The following is a 14,043-nucleotide window of genomic DNA, read 5'->3' as shown; positions in this document are numbered from 1 at the left end:
TCGGGGACGGTCGGGAAGAGTCGTCCCGACCGTCCCCGACGACCCTGCGAGGTGCCCGATGGCCCTGCCCATCACCCTGTCCGAGATCGGCCCGCGGATCTCGGCCGGCGCGTTCATCCTCAACAGCGGGCTGGGCAAGCGCGGCGCCGACGAGCAGACCGCCGCCGGCCTGCACGGCTTCGCCTCCGGCACGTACCCGTTCCTCAAGGACGTCGAGCCGCGGCAGTTCGTCCAGGCGCTGTCGACGGCGGAGATCGCGGTCGGCGCCGCGCTGCTGACGCCGTTCGTGCCCACGGCGCTGGCCGGTGCTCTGCTCACCGGGTTCGCCGGCGGCCTGCTCGGCCTCTACCTGCGCACACCCGGCATGCGCAAGGAGGGCAGCCTGGCCCCGACCGAGCAGGGCCTCACCGTCGCCAAGGACGTGTGGCTGCTCGGCATCGGCGTCGGCCTGCTCACCCGGGGCACCGTGGACCGCGGGTCGCGCCGGGTGCAGCGGGCCGCGAAGACCCTGGCCAGGGCCAACGCGCGGGTGTCGAAGGCCGAGCGCCGGGCCGAGCGGAGGGCCGCCCGGGCCGCCTAGCCCCTCACTCCCCCGGCAGGAACACCGTCCCGACCAGCCGGCGACGGCGTCCCTCGCGCGGGGCGTTCTCCAGGCGCGTGCGGAGCACGCCGCGCACGTCGTCGAGCAGGCCGGCGAACTCCTCGTCGTCCAGCCACAGCCCGGTCATCCGGTAGCCCACGCCGTCCCGGGCGGGATCGAGCCCGCCCGGGGCGGCGGCACCGGCGTCGACCCAGCGGTCGAAGTCCGCGAGCAGCGCCGCGACGAAGGTGCCGAAGGCGCGGCGGTGCTGCTCGGGCGTCATGCCCGCCGCCTCCTCCGGCCCGACGGAGGCCGCGGCGGTCACCAGCCGGTAGGTGCGCTCGGTGCTGCCCCGCACGCGGCGCTCCCCCACGACCTCCAGCACGCCGGCCTCGGCGAGCACGCCGACGTGCCGGTACAGCGTGGCCACCGGGACGTCGGGCAGCTCGGCGTGCAGCTCGCCGGTGGTCAGGCTCCGCTCGCCCAGCAGGGCCTGCACCACGCGCAGGCGCACCGGGTGGAGCAGCAGGTCCGCAGACGCCACGCGCTCGACCTCTCTCATGATTGACAACGGTCTCACTGTTGGGAATGATCCTCCCATGGCGACTGTGACGACGACACCCCAGACCCTGCGGATCACCCTCACCCCGACCGAGAAGGTGCTCGGCCTGCTGCGCGACCTCGAGGTCCCGCTGTCCGCGGTGCGCTCGGCCGAGGTCGTCCCCGACGGGCTGGCCGCCGCCGGCGGCCTGCGCGCTCCCGGACTCGGCCTGCCCGGCGTGCGCAAGATCGGCACCTGGCGCCGGCGGGGCGGGAGGACGTTCGTGAGCGTCCGGCGCGGGGCGGCCGTGCGCCTGGAGCTGACCGGTCAGCGCTTCGACACCGTCCTGGTGACCGTCGACGACGCCGCGGCCGTCGTCGCGGCGCTGTCGGGCACTCCCCGATGAGTCCCCGCGAGCTGCCGGTGACCGTGCCCGGCGAGCCCCCGCTGGCCGGCACGCTCACCCTCCCCGACGCGCCCGGCCCCGTCCCCGCCGTGCTGCTCGCGCCGGGCTCCGGCCCGCTGGACCGCGACTCCGACCACCGGCGCGCCCGGTTCGGCGTCACCCGCGAGCTGGCGCACGCGCTCGCCGAGGGCGGTCTCGCGTCCCTGCGGTACGACAAGCGCGGCGTCGGTGGCACGCCCGGCGACTGGCGGCGGGCCGGGCTGCACGACGCCGCCGACGACCTCGCCCGGGCGCGCGACGCCCTGGCCGCCCGACCCGAGGTGGACCCCGGGCGGATCGTGCTGGCCGGCCACAGCGAGGGCGCGCTGCTCGCCGCGGCGGTCGCCGCCCGCGGCGTCCCGGTGGCCGGGGTGGTCCTGCTCGCCGGCTCCGCGACGCCCGGCGACGAGCTGCTCCGCTGGCAGGCCCGGCAGATCGGGCCGACCCTGCCCGCGCCGGTCCGGGGCCTGCTCCGGCTCCTGCGCACCGACCTGGAGCAGAAGGTGGCCGCCAACCACGAGCGCCTCCGGGCGACGACCACCGACGTCGCCCGGATCGGCGGGGCGCGGCTCAACGCGCGCTGGCACCGCGAGTTCCTCGACCACGACCCGCGCACCGACCTCGCCCGGCTGACCGTGCCGGTGCTCGCGGTGACCGGGGCGAAGGACCTGCAGGTGCCCCCGGCGGACCTGGAGACGATCGCGGCGACGGTCCCCGGCCCGGTGGAGACCCTGCTCGTCCCCGACCTCACGCACACGCTGCGCCGCCAGCCGGGGCCGGCGTCCCTGCGCGCCTACCGCGGCGAGCTGCGCCGACCCGTGGACGCCGAGGTGCTGGCCACCGTGGCGGCCTGGTGCCGGCGGGTCGGTGCCGTGGCGTCCCCGTCCTGAGCGGAGGCGGGAAGGGGTTACGGGGAGTGGGGGCAGCGTTGCAGTATCGCGGGCCTGCGGTGGGCCGTCGCCGGAGCGGGCCCACCGTCGGCTCCGAGGAGGTCCGTGTGTCCCAGCCCACCCGACGTGTCGTACCGCTGGTCGTCGCCCTGGGCGTCGGCCTGCTCAGTGCCTGCTCGGACGACGGCGGCGGCGGTGATCCCGCCGCCGCCGCCACGACCAGCGAGCACGCCGAGGCCGAGCACACGGAGAGCGCACCCTCCTCGAGCGCCCCGCAGGAGAGCGCCGCCGCGAGCAGCACCGCGCCGGGGAGCACCGCGTCCGGGAGCACCACCGCGCCGGCCGAGGCGCGGACCGTCACCGCCACCGAGGGCGAGATGTACATCGACCTCTCGGAGAGCTCCCTCACCCCCGGCGAGTACACCATCGAGGTGGTCAACGAGGGCAACGCCACCCACGACCTGGTCGTCGAGCGGGACGGGCAGGACGTCGCCGCGAGCGACACCATCGGACCGGGCGAGTCGACCACGCTGACGGTCACCCTCGAGGCGGGCGAGTACGTCTTCTACTGCTCGATCGGCAACCACCGGGCCATGGGCATGGCGACCGACGTGACGGTCTCGGCATGAGCGGGCACACCGCGACGCGCTCCTCGCGCGGCGGCGTCGCGATCGGGGTGCTGCGGCTCGTGGGCGCCGCGCTGCTGGCGGCGATCGCCGTCATCCACGCCTACCTGTGGCAGCAGGGCTACAGCGGCATCGACGTCATCGGCCCGGCGTTCCTGGTGCAGACCGTGCTCGGGTTCGGCGGCGCGCTGCTCCTGCTCGCCGCGCCGGCGCGCCTGGTGACCTGGGCGGCCGTGCTGGGGGCCGCGTTCGCGGCCGGGTCGCTGGCCGCGCTGGTCGTGTCCACGACGGTGGGGCTCTTCGGCTTCGTCGAGACCACCGAGGCGACCCTGTGGTGGGAGTCGTTCTGGGTGGAGGCCGCCGCCGTCGTCGTGCTCGTCGTGCTGGCCGGCCTCACCCGCCGGCGCACCGGCCGCTGAGGCCGGCGGTGGACGGGCGGGACCGCCCGTCCACCGCCGGGTCGCTCAGCCCTGGGACGAGAACGCGGCGTCGAACGCCGCGGCCGGCGGGTCGAACGCGAGCCGGCGGACGAACGCCAGCGCCTCGGGGGCGCCGACCAGGCGGTCCATGCCGGCGTCCTCCCACTCCACCGAGATCGGCCCGTCGTAGCCGATCGTGTTGAGCATCCGGAAGGAGGCCTCCCACGGGACGTCGCCGTGGCCGGTGGAGACGAAGTCCCAGCCGCGCCGCGGGTCGGCCCACGGCAGGTGCGAGCCCATCCGGCCGTTGCGGCCGTTGCCCACCTGGCGCTTCGCGTCCTTGCAGTCGACGTGGTAGATCCGGTCCTTGAAGTCCCAGATGAACGAGACCGGGTCCAGGTCCTGCCACACGAAGTGGCTGGGGTCCCAGTTGAGGCCGAACGCCTCGCGGTGGCCGATCGCCTCGAGGGTGCGGACCGTCGTCCAGTAGTCGTAGGCGATCTCCGACGGGTGCACCTCGTGGGCGAACCGGACGCCGACCTCGTCGAAGACGTCGAGGATCGGGTTCCAGCGGGCGGCGAAGTCGGCGTAGCCGTCCTCGATCATCGAGGCCGGGGCCGGCGGGAACATCGCCACGGCCTTCCAGATCTTCGACCCGGTGAACCCGACGACGGTCTTCACGCCGAGCTTGGCCGCCGCGCGGGCGGTCAGCTTCATCTCCTCGGCGGCGCGCTGGCGCACGCCCTCGGGGTCGCCGTCGCCCCAGACCCGCTTGTTGACGATGTCGCGGTGGCGCTCGTCGATCGGGTCGTCGCAGACGGCCTGGCCGTTGAGGTGGTTGGAGATGGCCCAGACCTTGAGGCCGTACTTGTCGAGCAGCGCGAGCCGCTCCTCCACGTAGGAGTCGTCGTTCGCGGCGCGCTCGACGTCGAGGTGGTCGCCCCAGCAGGCGATCTCCAGGCCGTCGTAGCCCCACTCGGACGCGAGCCGGGCCACCTCCTCGAACGGCAGGTCGGCCCACTGGCCGGTGAACAGGGTGACGGGACGGGGCATGTCGGGGGTGTCCTCTCGGGTCAGGCGGGGACGGGGGTCCACACGGAGTCGGCCGCGGCGCTGCGCTCGACGGCCTCGAGCACCCGCTGCACCTGCAGGCCGTCGGCGAAGGACGGCGTGGGGTCCTCCTGCTTGGCGATGGCGGTGAGCAGGTCGACGACCTGGTGGGTGAAGCCGTGCTCGTAGCCCAGCCCGTGCCCGGCCGGCCACCAGGCCGACACGTAGGGGTGCCCGGGCTCGGTCACGAGGATGCGGCGGAAGCCGGCCACCTCGGCGGGCTCGCCGCCGTCGAAGAACTCCAGGACGTTCATGTCCTCGAAGTCGAAGGCCAGGCTGCCGGCGGAGCCGTTGACCTCGATGCGGATGGCGTTCTTGCGGCCCAGGGCGAACCGGGTGGCCTCGAAGGTGGCCACCGCGCCGCCGGAGAACCGGCCGAGGAACACCGCGGTGTCGTCGACGGTGACCCGGCCGGTGCCCTCGCCCGCGACGCCGGACAGCGACCCGGCCGCGGCGGGCAGCGGGCGCTCCTTGACGAACGTCTCGAGCAGGGCGCTGACGCCGGTGACCGTCTCGCCGGTGATGTACTGCGTGAGGTCGACGATGTGCGCGCCGATGTCGCCGAGCGCCCCCGAGCCGGCCTTGTCCTTCTCCAGCCGCCACGACATCGGCGCCGACGGGTCGGCGATCCAGTCCTGCAGGTACTGGGCGCGCACGTGGCGCACCTGGCCGATCCGGCCCTCGGCGACCAGCTGCCGGGCCAGCCCGATCGCCGGCACCCGGCGGTAGGTGAAGCCGACCATCGAGCGGACGCCGCGCGCGGCGGCCCGCTCGGCGGCCTCGGTCATGGCCTCGGCCTCGGCGACGGAGTTGGCCAGCGGCTTCTCGCACAGGACGTGCTTGCCGGCCTCCAGCGCCGCGATGGCGATCTCGGCGTGGGTGTCGCCGGGGGTGCAGACGTCGACCAGGCCGACGTCGTCGCGCTCGAGGACCCGCCGCCAGTCGGTCTCCACCGAGGCCCAGCCCAGGCGGGCGGCGGCGTCGGTGGCCCGCTCCCGGTCCCGGCCGGCGAGGACGGTGAGCTCGGGGCGCAGCGGGAGGTCGAAGAAGTGGGGGGCGGTGCGCCAGGCCTGCGAGTGCGCCGCGCCCATGAAGGAGTGTCCGATGAGGCCCACCCCGAGGGTCGGCCGGTCAGGTGAGGTCATGAGGGCTCCCGGAACGGGGCGGAGCCGCCGGCGTGCACCGGCGGCCCCGCCCGGGTGGATCAGGACTCGAAGGCGTTGTCGATGTACTGGTCGACGTTGTCCGCGGTGACGACCGGCGCGTTCAGCACGATCTGCCGCGGGACCTCCACCTCGGTCAGGTCCGACAGCGCCTTGTCCTGCGCCACGAGCCGGGCCAGCTTGATGCCGTCGGCGGCCTGCGTGTGCGGGTAGATGACCGTCGCCTGGAGGACCGAGTTGCCCTCCTGGATCGCCCGCATGGCGTTGGCCGAGCCGGCGCCGCCGACCATGAAGAACTCGTCGCGGCCGGCGTTCTGGATCGCGGCCAGGACACCGACGCCCTGGTCGTCGTCGTGGTTCCAGATCGCGTCGATCTGCGGCGCCGCCTGCAGCAGGTTCGCCGCCGCCTCCTCGCCGCCCTCGACGGTGAAGTCCGCGGCCACGCGGTTGTCGACGTTGAGGCCACAGTCGGCAAGCGCGTCGGCGAAGCCCTGGCTGCGGTCCTGGGTCAGCGGCAGCGAGTCGATGCCGGCGATCTCCGCGACGACGGCGTCGGGGTTGTCGCCCAGCTGCTCGCAGATGTACGTGCCGGCCGAGACGCCCATGCCGTAGTTGTCACCCAGGACGGTGGCCCGGGCGGCGAACGGGCTGTCGAACTCGCGGTCGACGTTGATGACCGGGATGCCGGCCTCCATCGCCTGCAGCGCGACCGGGGTCAGCGCGGCGCCGTCGAAGGGCAGCAGCACGATGGCGTCGACGCCGTCGTTGATGAACGTCTCCACCTGGCTGATCTGGGTGCTGACGTCGTTGGTGCCCTCCGCGACCACCAGCTCGACGTCCTCGTAGTTCTCGGCCTCGGCGCGGGCGGCCTCGGTGATGCCGGCCATCCAGCCGTGGTCGGCGGCCGGCGCCGAGAAGCCGATGGTGACGGTGTCGCCGGCCTCGTCGTTGTCGCTGGCGGCCTGGTTGCCCCCGCCGCCGCCCGACTCCTCCGGGGTGTTGCTCGTGCAGCCGGCCACGAGCACGCCCGCGCTGAGCAGGGCGACCGTGGCGTACGGCAGGCGGCGGAACGGACGCTGCCTCGTTGCGGACATGCTCTCTCCTCGGGTGTCGCCCCCTCTCCGGAGGCGGTGAGCTGCCACCGGACGGGGGTCCGGTGGTGGTGCGGTCCGGCGCGCGGGTCGCGCGCCGGGAGTCAGAGGGTCTTGCCGCTCGCGGCCGGGCGCGTGCCGCCCGGTCCGCCCTCGACGGTCGAGCCGCCGGAGACCGCCCCGGCCGGGCCGCCCGCGGGGGGCAGGCCGCCGGACGGCGGTCCCGCGGTGGGCCGGCGGAAGCTGAACCCGCCGGTGGCCAGCCGCTGCTGCAGCAGGACGGCGAGGACGATGATCACGCCGCGGGCCACGGCCTGGGCCGAGCTCGACAGGTTGTTGAGCGTGAAGACGTTGCCGAGCGTCGTGAAGATGAGGACGCCGAGGACGGTGCCGACGATCGTCCCGCGCCCGCCGATGAGCAGCGTGCCGCCGATGACGACCGCGGCGATGGCGTCGAGCTCGTAGAGCGTGCCGTGGGTCGAGCTGCCCGTCGTCGTCCGCGCCATGATCATCACCGCGGCGATGCCGCAGGTGATGCCGGAGAGCACGTAGAGCTTGACGGTGTGCCGCTGCACCCGGATGCCGGCGAGGCGGGCGGCCTCGGCGTTGCCGCCGACGGCGAAGGTGCGCCGGCCGAACGTGGTCCGGTTGAGCAGCACCCACCCGGCGATCGCGACCAGCGCGAAGATGATGACCAGCGTCGGGACGCCGAGCACATCACCGGAGAAGAAGGACAGGAAGTCGCTGTCCTGCACGATCTGGGTGCGCCGGTTGGCGATGATCTCGGCCAGGCCGCGCGCGGCGGCGAGCATGGCGAGGGTGGCGATGAAGGCCGCGAGCCTGCCGTAGGCGATGACCACGCCGTTGATCAGCCCGGCCACCGCGCCGACGACCAGCGCGGTGAAGACCATGACGATCCAGTGGAAGTCCTCGGCCATCTGCTGGGTGGCCAGCGTGGTGGCCCACACCGACGCCAGCGCCACCAGCGCGCCGACCGACAGGTCGATGCCGCCGCCGATGATCACGAACGTCATGCCGACGCTCACCACGCCGATGACCGAGGCCAGCCGCAGGATGGTCAGGATGTTGTCGACGTCGGCGAAGCGGTCCCCCGCCGTGATGACGCCGACGACGCACAGGACCACCAGCGCGACGACCAGGCCCAGGTTGCGGCCGACCGGCCCGCTCATGAACCCGCCTCCCGACCGGTTGCGGCCGGCGTCCTTGCCGGAGCCCGCGGTCACCGCGGTGCTGCCCTCACTCATGCCCTGCCCACTCATGCGACGTCCCCTTCGTGCACCGGGACGCCGTGCGTCGACGTCCCCTCCATGACCAGGTCGAGCACGCGGTGCTCGTCGAGGGCCGAGGCGGGCTCCTCCGCCAGCACCCGGCCCTCCGCGATGACGAGGACCCGGTCGGCCAGACCGAGCACCTCCGGGATCTCGCTGGAGACGACGACCACCGCGACGCCGCGGTCGGCGAGGTCGCGCACCAGCGCGTAGATCTCCGAGCGCGCCCCGACGTCGACGCCGCGGGTGGGCTCGTCGAGCAGCAGCACCCGGCAGTCGCGCAGCAGCCAGCGGGCGAGCACGACCTTCTGCTGGTTGCCGCCGGACAGCGTTCGCACCTCGCGGGTCTCGTCGGCCGGGCGCACGTCGAGCGACTTCACCTGCTCGCGGGCGGCCTTGCGCTCGGCGGCGCCGGAGAGGAAGCCGCCGCGGGCGAAGCGGGCCAGGCTGGAGATGCTGATGTTGCGGGCGACGGACTCGCCGAGCAGCAGGGCCTGGCTCTTGCGCTCCTCGGGCGCCAGCCCCACGCCGGCGGCCACCGCGGCGCCGACGTCGCCGTGCCGCAGCCGGCGACCGTCCACGCGGACCGCGCCGCCGGTGGCGTGTCGCGCGCCGTAGACGGTCTCGAGGATCTCCGACCGGCCGGAGCCGACCAGCCCGGCCAGGCCCACGATCTCGCCGGGTCGCACCGAGAAGGAGACGTGGGAGAACGAGCCGTGCAGCGACAGGTCCTCGACCTCGAGCACCGGCTCGGCGGTGGGCGCGGGGCGGTGGTGGCGCTCGGGGAAGACGTACTCGATGTCCCGGCCGGTCATCAGCGTGATGACCTCGCGGGTCGGCGTCTCGCGGGCCGGCAGCCCGGTGGCGACGGTCCGGCCGTCCTTGAGGACGGTGATCCGGTCGCCGATCTCGCGGATCTCCTCCAGCCGGTGGGAGATGTAGACGACGGCGACGTCGTGCGCGGTGAGGTCGCGGATCACCGTGAACAGCCGCTCGACCTCCTCGTTGTCGAGGACCGCCGAGGGCTCGTCCATGATGATCAGCCGCGCGTCCTGGGACAGCGCCCGTGCGATGCTCACCATCTGCTGGGAGGCGGCGGGCAGCGACCCCACCTCGGCGGCCGGCCGGATCTCGGGGTGGCCGAGCCGGGTGAGCAGCTCCCCCGCCCGCCGGTTGAGCTCGCGCGGCCGCACGAAGCCCATCTGGGCCTGCTCCCGGCCGAGGAAGACGTTGTCGGCGACGGTGAGCCCGGCGACGAGGTCGAGCTCCTGGTAGATCGTCGCGATGCCCAGGCCCAGCGCGGCCTGCGGCGTGGACAGCCGGACCTGCTCGCCGCGCCAGAGGATGGTGCCCTCGTCCGGCTGGTGGGCGCCGGCGAGGACCTTGATCAGGGTCGACTTGCCGGCACCGTTCTGACCGAGGAGGCAGTGCACCTCCCCCGCGCGGACGTCGAGGTCCACGCCCCCGAGCGCACGGACGCCCGGGAAGGTCTTCACGATGCCGTGCATCTCCAGCAGCGGCGCTCCTGCCGGTGGCATGGCCTCACCTCGGACTTCTGCTCAACGCTGACCATTAGTCTGTGCAGCGGTGACCATATGAACGGAGTCACAAGGGGTCAAGACCCCGTGAGCGGCGTCACCGAACCGAGACCTGCGACGGGCCAGGTCAGGGCAGGGACGGCCGTCTCCGCCGTCCTGCGACGGCAGCCGGTGACTCAGCGGGCCAGGGCCTGGTGGACCGAGTCCCCGTCGAGGTAGCCCTGGATGGCCATGAGCGCGGCGCCCACCCGGCCGGACAGGTCGGGGGCGTCGCTGACGGTGATCTCCAGCGCGCGGGCCGCCAGCGGCATGGAGCGGCCGTAGACCGCCTCGCGGATGCCGGCCAGCAGCGGCGCGCCGGCCTGCGCGACCCCGCCGGTCATCACGATGCGGTGCGGGTTGAAGAAGTTGACCAGCGCGGCCAGCACCGTGCCGATGGTGCGCCCGGCCCGCCGGACCAGCTCCAGCGCCGGGCCGTCGCCCTGGGCGGCGAGCTCGATGACCTGCCGGGTGCTGGTCACCGGCAGCCCCGCCTCGACGGCGTCGCGCAGCAGCGCGCCACCGCCGGCGAGCGCCTCCAGGCAGTTCTCGTTGCCGCAGCGGCACAGCACGGTGCGGCCGTCCGGCGTCGGCACGTGGATGTGCCCGATGTCGCCGGCGCTGCCCTGCGCGCCCCGGTACACCTCGCCGTCGACGATGACCCCGCAGCCGATGCCGGTGCCGACCTTGACCACCAGCACGTCCTCGGCCGAGCCGCCGACGCCGATCTCCCCGAGCGCCATGACGTTGACGTCGTTGTCGACGAGGACCGGGCAGCCGTAGCGGGCGAAGGCGCCGGGGATGTCGTGGTCGTGCCAGCCCGGCATGATCGGCGGGTGCGACGGCCGGCCCGTCGAGAACTCCACCGGCCCGGGCACGCCCACGCCGACGGCGCACACGTCGGCCGGGGTCAGCCCCGCCTCGGCGAGCACCTTCTGGGCCAGCCGGTCCACCTCGGCGAGCACGACGTCGGGGCCGTCGGCGATGTCGATCGGGTGCCCGACGGTGGCGAGGATCTGCGCGGACAGGTCGGTGACCGCGACGTCGACGCTGGTGACCCCCAGGTCGACGGCGAGCACGCAGCCGGCGCCGCTGTTGAACCGCAGGAGCGTCGGGGGGCGGCCGCCGGTGCTGCCGCCGCGGCCGCCCTCCTGCAGCAGGCCGGCGGCGATCAGCTGGTCGACGCGGGCACTGACGGTGTTGCGCGCGGCCCCGGTGAGCGCGACCAGCTCGGCCCGGCTCCGCGCGCGGCCGGTGCGCACGTGGTGCAGCAGTGCGCCGGCCGAGGCGGACGTGGAGGCCATGACGTCATGGTGACACGCCGGAGGCGCGTCCCCCCTCCTCCGCGATCCCGGCAGCTCGGAGAACCTCCCGGAGGACGGCGGCGACGGCGTCCGGGTGGGTCTGGACGGTCATGTGCCCCGCCCCGGGCACCTCGACGACCCGTCCCGACGGCGCGGCGGCGGCCACCGCGGCGGCCCAGTCGGCCGGGCAGAGCCGGTCCCGCGTGCCGCGGACGACGGTCACCGGGACGCCGACGCGGCGCAGCCGGACGTCGATGCGGTCGGGCGCGGCCACCCGCCACAGCGCCCGCATCGCCCGGGGGCCGGTGGTCAGCCACTGCGCCAGGATCAGCGGCGCCTGCCACCAGGGCTCGCGCAGCGCGGTCCGCAGCCACCGCGCGGCCAGCCGCGCGGGCCGGCGCAGCCGCGGGTCGGTCGACGGGCCGAGCAGGACGACACCGGCCACCCGCGGGTCGACGGCGGCCGCGGCCACCACCTGGCAGCCCTGCGAGTGGCCGGCCAGCACGACCGGACCGGGGCCGAGCCGGTCCCGCAGCCGGGCGGCCAGCACGTCGAGCGGAGGCACAGGTGCAGACCGGCCCATCCCGGGTAGGACCACGACGTCGGCGGGCGACCGCCGGCGCAGCCGTGACCACGACCGCCCGTCCAGGCCCAGCCCCGGGACGACCACGAGCCGGGGGATGACGACGGGCACCGACCTGGTTGTACCGGGCAGGACCGGACACCGCGAGTGCACCGGCGGAGGGCCGCCGTGACGGGGATCACCCCCGGAACGGGCCCGCCGGGAGACAGCGGAGCCCCTGACGGGAGAGGATCACAGTCATCATGACGACATCACCTGCGCCCACCGCCAGCTCCTCGACCGGCCGGCCGCGGGTGGTGATCATCGGCTCCGGCTTCGGCGGGCTGTTCGCCGCGAAGGCCCTGCGCAACGCCGACGTCGACGTCACCGTGGTCGCCAAGACCGGCCACCACCTCTTCCAGCCGCTGCTCTACCAGGTGGCCACCGGCATCCTCTCCGAGGGCGAGATCGCCCCGGCCACCCGCGAGGTGCTGCGCCACCAGAAGAACGCCAAGGTGGTCCTCGGCGAGGTCGTGGACATCGACGTGGACGCCCGCACGGTCACCTCCACCATCCTGGGCCGCACCACGATCCACCCCTACGACGAGCTGATCGTCGCCGCGGGTGCCGGCCAGTCGTACTTCGGCAACGACCGGTTCGCCGAGTTCGCCCCGGGCATGAAGAGCATCGACGACGCCCTCGAGCTGCGCGGCCGCATCTTCGGCGCCTTCGAGCTGGCCGAGCTCGCCACCGACCCCGCCGAGGTGGACCGGCTGATGACCTTCGTGGTCGTCGGCGCCGGCCCGACCGGGGTGGAGATGGCCGGGCAGATCGCCGAGCTCGCGCACCGCACGCTGCGCCGCGACTTCCGCAACATCGACCCGCAGCGGGCCCGCATCATCCTGCTCGACGGTGCGCCGCAGGTGCTGCCGCCGTTCGGGCCGAAGCTGGGCGAGAAGGCCCGCCGGCACCTCAACGAGATCGGCGTCGAGGTCCAGCTCGGCGCGCTGGTCACGGACATGGACGCCGACGGCCTCACCGTCAAGGACTCCGACGGCCAGCTGCGCCGCATCTCGGCGGCCACCAAGGTGTGGGCGGCCGGCGTGCAGGCCTCGCCGCTGGGCCGGCTGCTGGGCGAGAAGACCGGCGCCGAGGTCGACCGCGCCGGGCGCATCGCCGTCCAGTCGGACCTGACGCTGCCCGGCCACCCGGAGATCCACGTCGTCGGCGACATGGCCAACCACCCCGACCGGCTGCCCGGCGTCGCCCAGGTGGCCATCCAGGGCGGGCGCTACGCCGCCGACCAGATCAAGCGCCGGCTCGCCGGCCGGGAGCCGCGCGGCGCGTTCCGGTACCGGGACAAGGGCAACATGGCGACCATCTCGCGGTTCTCCGCGGTCGCCGACATCAAGAAGATGAAGTTCGAGGGCTTCATCGCCTGGGTGATCTGGCTGGTGGTGCACCTCTTCTACATCATCGGCTTCAAGAGCCGGGTCACCACGGTGCTGCACTGGATGGTCAGCTTCCTCGGCCGCGGCCGGTCGCAGCGGGTGGCCACCCAGCAGCAGGTCTACGGCCGGCTGGCGCTGGAGAAGCTCGGCCCCGGCTTCGAGGCGTCGAAGACCGGCGGGCCGAAGGACCACCCGCACACGCCGGACGAGGTCAACGCCGAGCAGCAGCACGACTTCGTCGGCCGCCGCACCGCCTAGCCACCCCGCACGTCCCGACGGCCCGGACCCCCGGTGAGGGGGCCGGGCCGTCGCGCGTCCGGGCTCAGCGCAGCCAGGCGTCCAGCGCCGCGGTCACGAGGTCCGGGGTCACGACGTGGCCGCCGTCGAACTCGTCGTAGGTGACGTCGTAACCGGCGGCGGCGAGGTCCCGGGACACCCGGCGGCCGCAGCGCGCCACCGGCAGCACGCGGTCGCGGGTGCCGTGGGCGATCCAGATCCGCGGCCGGCCGGTGCGGCCCGGCGGGGCGACGAAGCCCGGTGAGAACGCCAGCAGCGCCTCGAACAGGTCGCCGTTGGCCAGCCCGAGCGACAGCGCGTACGAGCCGCCGTCGGAGAAGCCGCCGAGCGCGGCCCGGGAGACCGCGAGGCCGGCGGCGACCCGCTCCAGCGCCGCGTCGAGGACCGCCACGTCCCGGCCGAGCCCGCCGGCGAGCAGGTCCCAGGTCGAGGCGACCGAGGAGGTCGCGAGGACGGCGACCCCGCGGGCGGTGGCGACGTCGCCCACCGCGGCCAGCGACTGGTCCGCCGTCCCGCCCGCCCCGTGGCAGAACACGAGCAGCGGGCGCGGGCCGGGCGGGCCGCCGGGGACGGCGACCAGCGCCTCCGGGCCGCCCAGCTCCAGCGCGGTCGTGCCGGCCGGCAGCGGTGGCCCGGCGGGCTGCGCACCGGGGCGGGCGTCGAGGCGGCCGGCACCGGCCGCGGGCAGTGCCACCGGA

The 14,043-nt window shown here is 74.6% G+C and carries 15 protein-coding genes; 6 read left to right on the top strand and 9 right to left on the bottom strand.

The genetic code is table 11. The features are described from left to right. Nucleotides 1–58 precede the first annotated feature (58 nt). Entirely contained in the window at nucleotides 59–580 is a 522-nt protein-coding gene (locus tag ACFO3M_RS19570; RefSeq protein ID WP_387992827.1) for a hypothetical protein, read from the top strand. Nucleotides 581–584: 4 nt separating this feature from the next. Here the strand turns inward: ACFO3M_RS19570 and ACFO3M_RS19565 are convergent, their stop codons facing one another. Beyond that, entirely contained in the window at nucleotides 585–1,124 is a 540-nt protein-coding gene (locus ACFO3M_RS19565) for a helix-turn-helix domain-containing protein (protein ID WP_387992824.1), read from the bottom strand. 64 nt (nucleotides 1,125–1,188) lie between these two features. Here ACFO3M_RS19565 and ACFO3M_RS19560 point away from each other — a divergent pair, with 64 nt between their 5' ends. From ACFO3M_RS19560 to ACFO3M_RS19545, 4 genes are all read left to right on the top strand, one after another. After that, the gene (locus ACFO3M_RS19560) at nucleotides 1,189–1,527 is read left to right on the top strand and encodes a hypothetical protein (protein WP_387992821.1); all 339 of its coding nucleotides are present in this window, start codon (nucleotides 1,189–1,191) and stop codon (nucleotides 1,525–1,527) included. Next, a complete protein-coding gene (locus ACFO3M_RS19555) occupies nucleotides 1,524–2,456 on the top strand; it encodes an alpha/beta hydrolase family protein (RefSeq protein ID WP_387992818.1) in 933 nt (310 codons plus the stop codon). The genes ACFO3M_RS19560 and ACFO3M_RS19555 overlap by 4 nt, the downstream gene beginning before the upstream one ends. 107 nt (nucleotides 2,457–2,563) lie before the next feature. After that, nucleotides 2,564–3,085, top strand: coding sequence for a cupredoxin domain-containing protein (locus ACFO3M_RS19550; RefSeq protein WP_387992815.1), 522 nt, complete (start codon nucleotides 2,564–2,566; stop codon nucleotides 3,083–3,085). Continuing rightward, nucleotides 3,082–3,501 carry a hypothetical protein gene (locus tag ACFO3M_RS19545; protein WP_387992812.1) on the top strand — a complete coding sequence of 140 codons (420 nt, stop codon included), beginning with the start codon at nucleotides 3,082–3,084 and terminating at the stop codon, nucleotides 3,499–3,501. Before ACFO3M_RS19550 ends, ACFO3M_RS19545 begins: the two co-directional genes overlap by 4 nt. Nucleotides 3,502–3,546: 45 nt before the next feature. On the opposite strand, the gene ACFO3M_RS19540 is transcribed toward ACFO3M_RS19545, so the two are convergent. The 7 genes from ACFO3M_RS19540 to ACFO3M_RS19510 form a co-directional block, all read right to left on the bottom strand. After that, a complete protein-coding gene (locus ACFO3M_RS19540) occupies nucleotides 3,547–4,554 on the bottom strand; it encodes a sugar phosphate isomerase/epimerase family protein (protein ID WP_387992809.1) in 1,008 nt (335 codons plus the stop codon). Nucleotides 4,555–4,574: 20 nt separating this feature from the next. Further along, on the bottom strand, nucleotides 4,575–5,756 hold the full coding sequence (locus ACFO3M_RS19535) for a Gfo/Idh/MocA family protein (RefSeq protein WP_387992806.1): 1,182 nt from the start codon (nucleotides 5,754–5,756) through the stop codon (nucleotides 4,575–4,577). Nucleotides 5,757–5,815: 59 nt separating this feature from the next. Continuing rightward, nucleotides 5,816–6,868: a substrate-binding domain-containing protein gene (locus ACFO3M_RS19530; RefSeq protein WP_387992803.1), complete on the bottom strand. Its 1,053-nt coding sequence runs from the start codon at nucleotides 6,866–6,868 to the stop codon at nucleotides 5,816–5,818. Between the two features lie 101 nt (nucleotides 6,869–6,969). Further along, nucleotides 6,970–8,130: an ABC transporter permease gene (locus ACFO3M_RS19525; protein ID WP_387992800.1), complete on the bottom strand. Its 1,161-nt coding sequence runs from the start codon at nucleotides 8,128–8,130 to the stop codon at nucleotides 6,970–6,972. Nucleotides 8,131–8,141: 11 nt separating this feature from the next. Beyond that, nucleotides 8,142–9,692: a sugar ABC transporter ATP-binding protein gene (locus ACFO3M_RS19520; RefSeq protein ID WP_387992797.1), complete on the bottom strand. Its 1,551-nt coding sequence runs from the start codon at nucleotides 9,690–9,692 to the stop codon at nucleotides 8,142–8,144. A gap of 176 nt (nucleotides 9,693–9,868) precedes the next feature. After that, complete coding sequence (locus ACFO3M_RS19515; RefSeq protein WP_387992794.1) at nucleotides 9,869–11,035, bottom strand: ROK family protein; 1,167 nt, start codon at nucleotides 11,033–11,035, stop codon at nucleotides 9,869–9,871. A gap of 4 nt (nucleotides 11,036–11,039) precedes the next feature. Beyond that, nucleotides 11,040–11,729 (bottom strand): alpha/beta fold hydrolase, encoded by a 690-nt coding sequence (locus ACFO3M_RS19510; RefSeq protein WP_387992791.1) that lies wholly within the window; start codon nucleotides 11,727–11,729, stop codon nucleotides 11,040–11,042. 131 nt (nucleotides 11,730–11,860) lie between these two features. Between ACFO3M_RS19510 and ACFO3M_RS19505 the strand changes: the two genes are divergently transcribed. Beyond that, on the top strand, nucleotides 11,861–13,306 hold the full coding sequence (locus tag ACFO3M_RS19505; protein WP_387992788.1) for an NAD(P)/FAD-dependent oxidoreductase: 1,446 nt from the start codon (nucleotides 11,861–11,863) through the stop codon (nucleotides 13,304–13,306). 64 nt (nucleotides 13,307–13,370) lie between these two features. Here the strand turns inward: ACFO3M_RS19505 and ACFO3M_RS19500 are convergent, their stop codons facing one another. Continuing rightward, nucleotides 13,371–14,039 (bottom strand): alpha/beta hydrolase, encoded by a 669-nt coding sequence (locus tag ACFO3M_RS19500; RefSeq protein WP_387992785.1) that lies wholly within the window; start codon nucleotides 14,037–14,039, stop codon nucleotides 13,371–13,373. Nucleotides 14,040–14,043: the final 4 nt, after the last annotated feature.

This window comes from Geodermatophilus arenarius, assembly GCF_042654585.1.
Classification (GTDB): domain Bacteria; phylum Actinomycetota; class Actinomycetes; order Mycobacteriales; family Geodermatophilaceae; genus Geodermatophilus; species Geodermatophilus arenarius.
The sequence above is the reverse complement of the archived record's forward strand: the minus strand, read 5'-3'. Positions and strand labels throughout refer to the sequence as shown.

Excerpts from the sequence above, each read along its gene's own strand:
- ACFO3M_RS19520 (WP_387992797.1), bottom strand. The coding sequence starts at position 9,692 with ATGCCACCGGCAGGAGCGCCGCTGCTGGAGATGCACGGCATCGTGAAG.
- ACFO3M_RS19515 (WP_387992794.1), bottom strand. The coding sequence starts at position 11,035 with ATGGCCTCCACGTCCGCCTCGGCCGGCGCACTGCTGCACCACGTGCGC.
- ACFO3M_RS19555 (WP_387992818.1), top strand. The coding sequence starts at position 1,524 with ATGAGTCCCCGCGAGCTGCCGGTGACCGTGCCCGGCGAGCCCCCGCTG.
- ACFO3M_RS19540 (WP_387992809.1), bottom strand. The coding sequence starts at position 4,554 with ATGCCCCGTCCCGTCACCCTGTTCACCGGCCAGTGGGCCGACCTGCCG.
- ACFO3M_RS19545 (WP_387992812.1), top strand. The coding sequence starts at position 3,082 with ATGAGCGGGCACACCGCGACGCGCTCCTCGCGCGGCGGCGTCGCGATC.
- ACFO3M_RS19570 (WP_387992827.1), top strand. The coding sequence starts at position 59 with ATGGCCCTGCCCATCACCCTGTCCGAGATCGGCCCGCGGATCTCGGCC.
- ACFO3M_RS19535 (WP_387992806.1), bottom strand. The coding sequence starts at position 5,756 with ATGACCTCACCTGACCGGCCGACCCTCGGGGTGGGCCTCATCGGACAC.
- ACFO3M_RS19530 (WP_387992803.1), bottom strand. The coding sequence starts at position 6,868 with ATGTCCGCAACGAGGCAGCGTCCGTTCCGCCGCCTGCCGTACGCCACG.
- ACFO3M_RS19505 (WP_387992788.1), top strand. The coding sequence starts at position 11,861 with ATGACGACATCACCTGCGCCCACCGCCAGCTCCTCGACCGGCCGGCCG.
- ACFO3M_RS19525 (WP_387992800.1), bottom strand. The coding sequence starts at position 8,130 with ATGAGTGAGGGCAGCACCGCGGTGACCGCGGGCTCCGGCAAGGACGCC.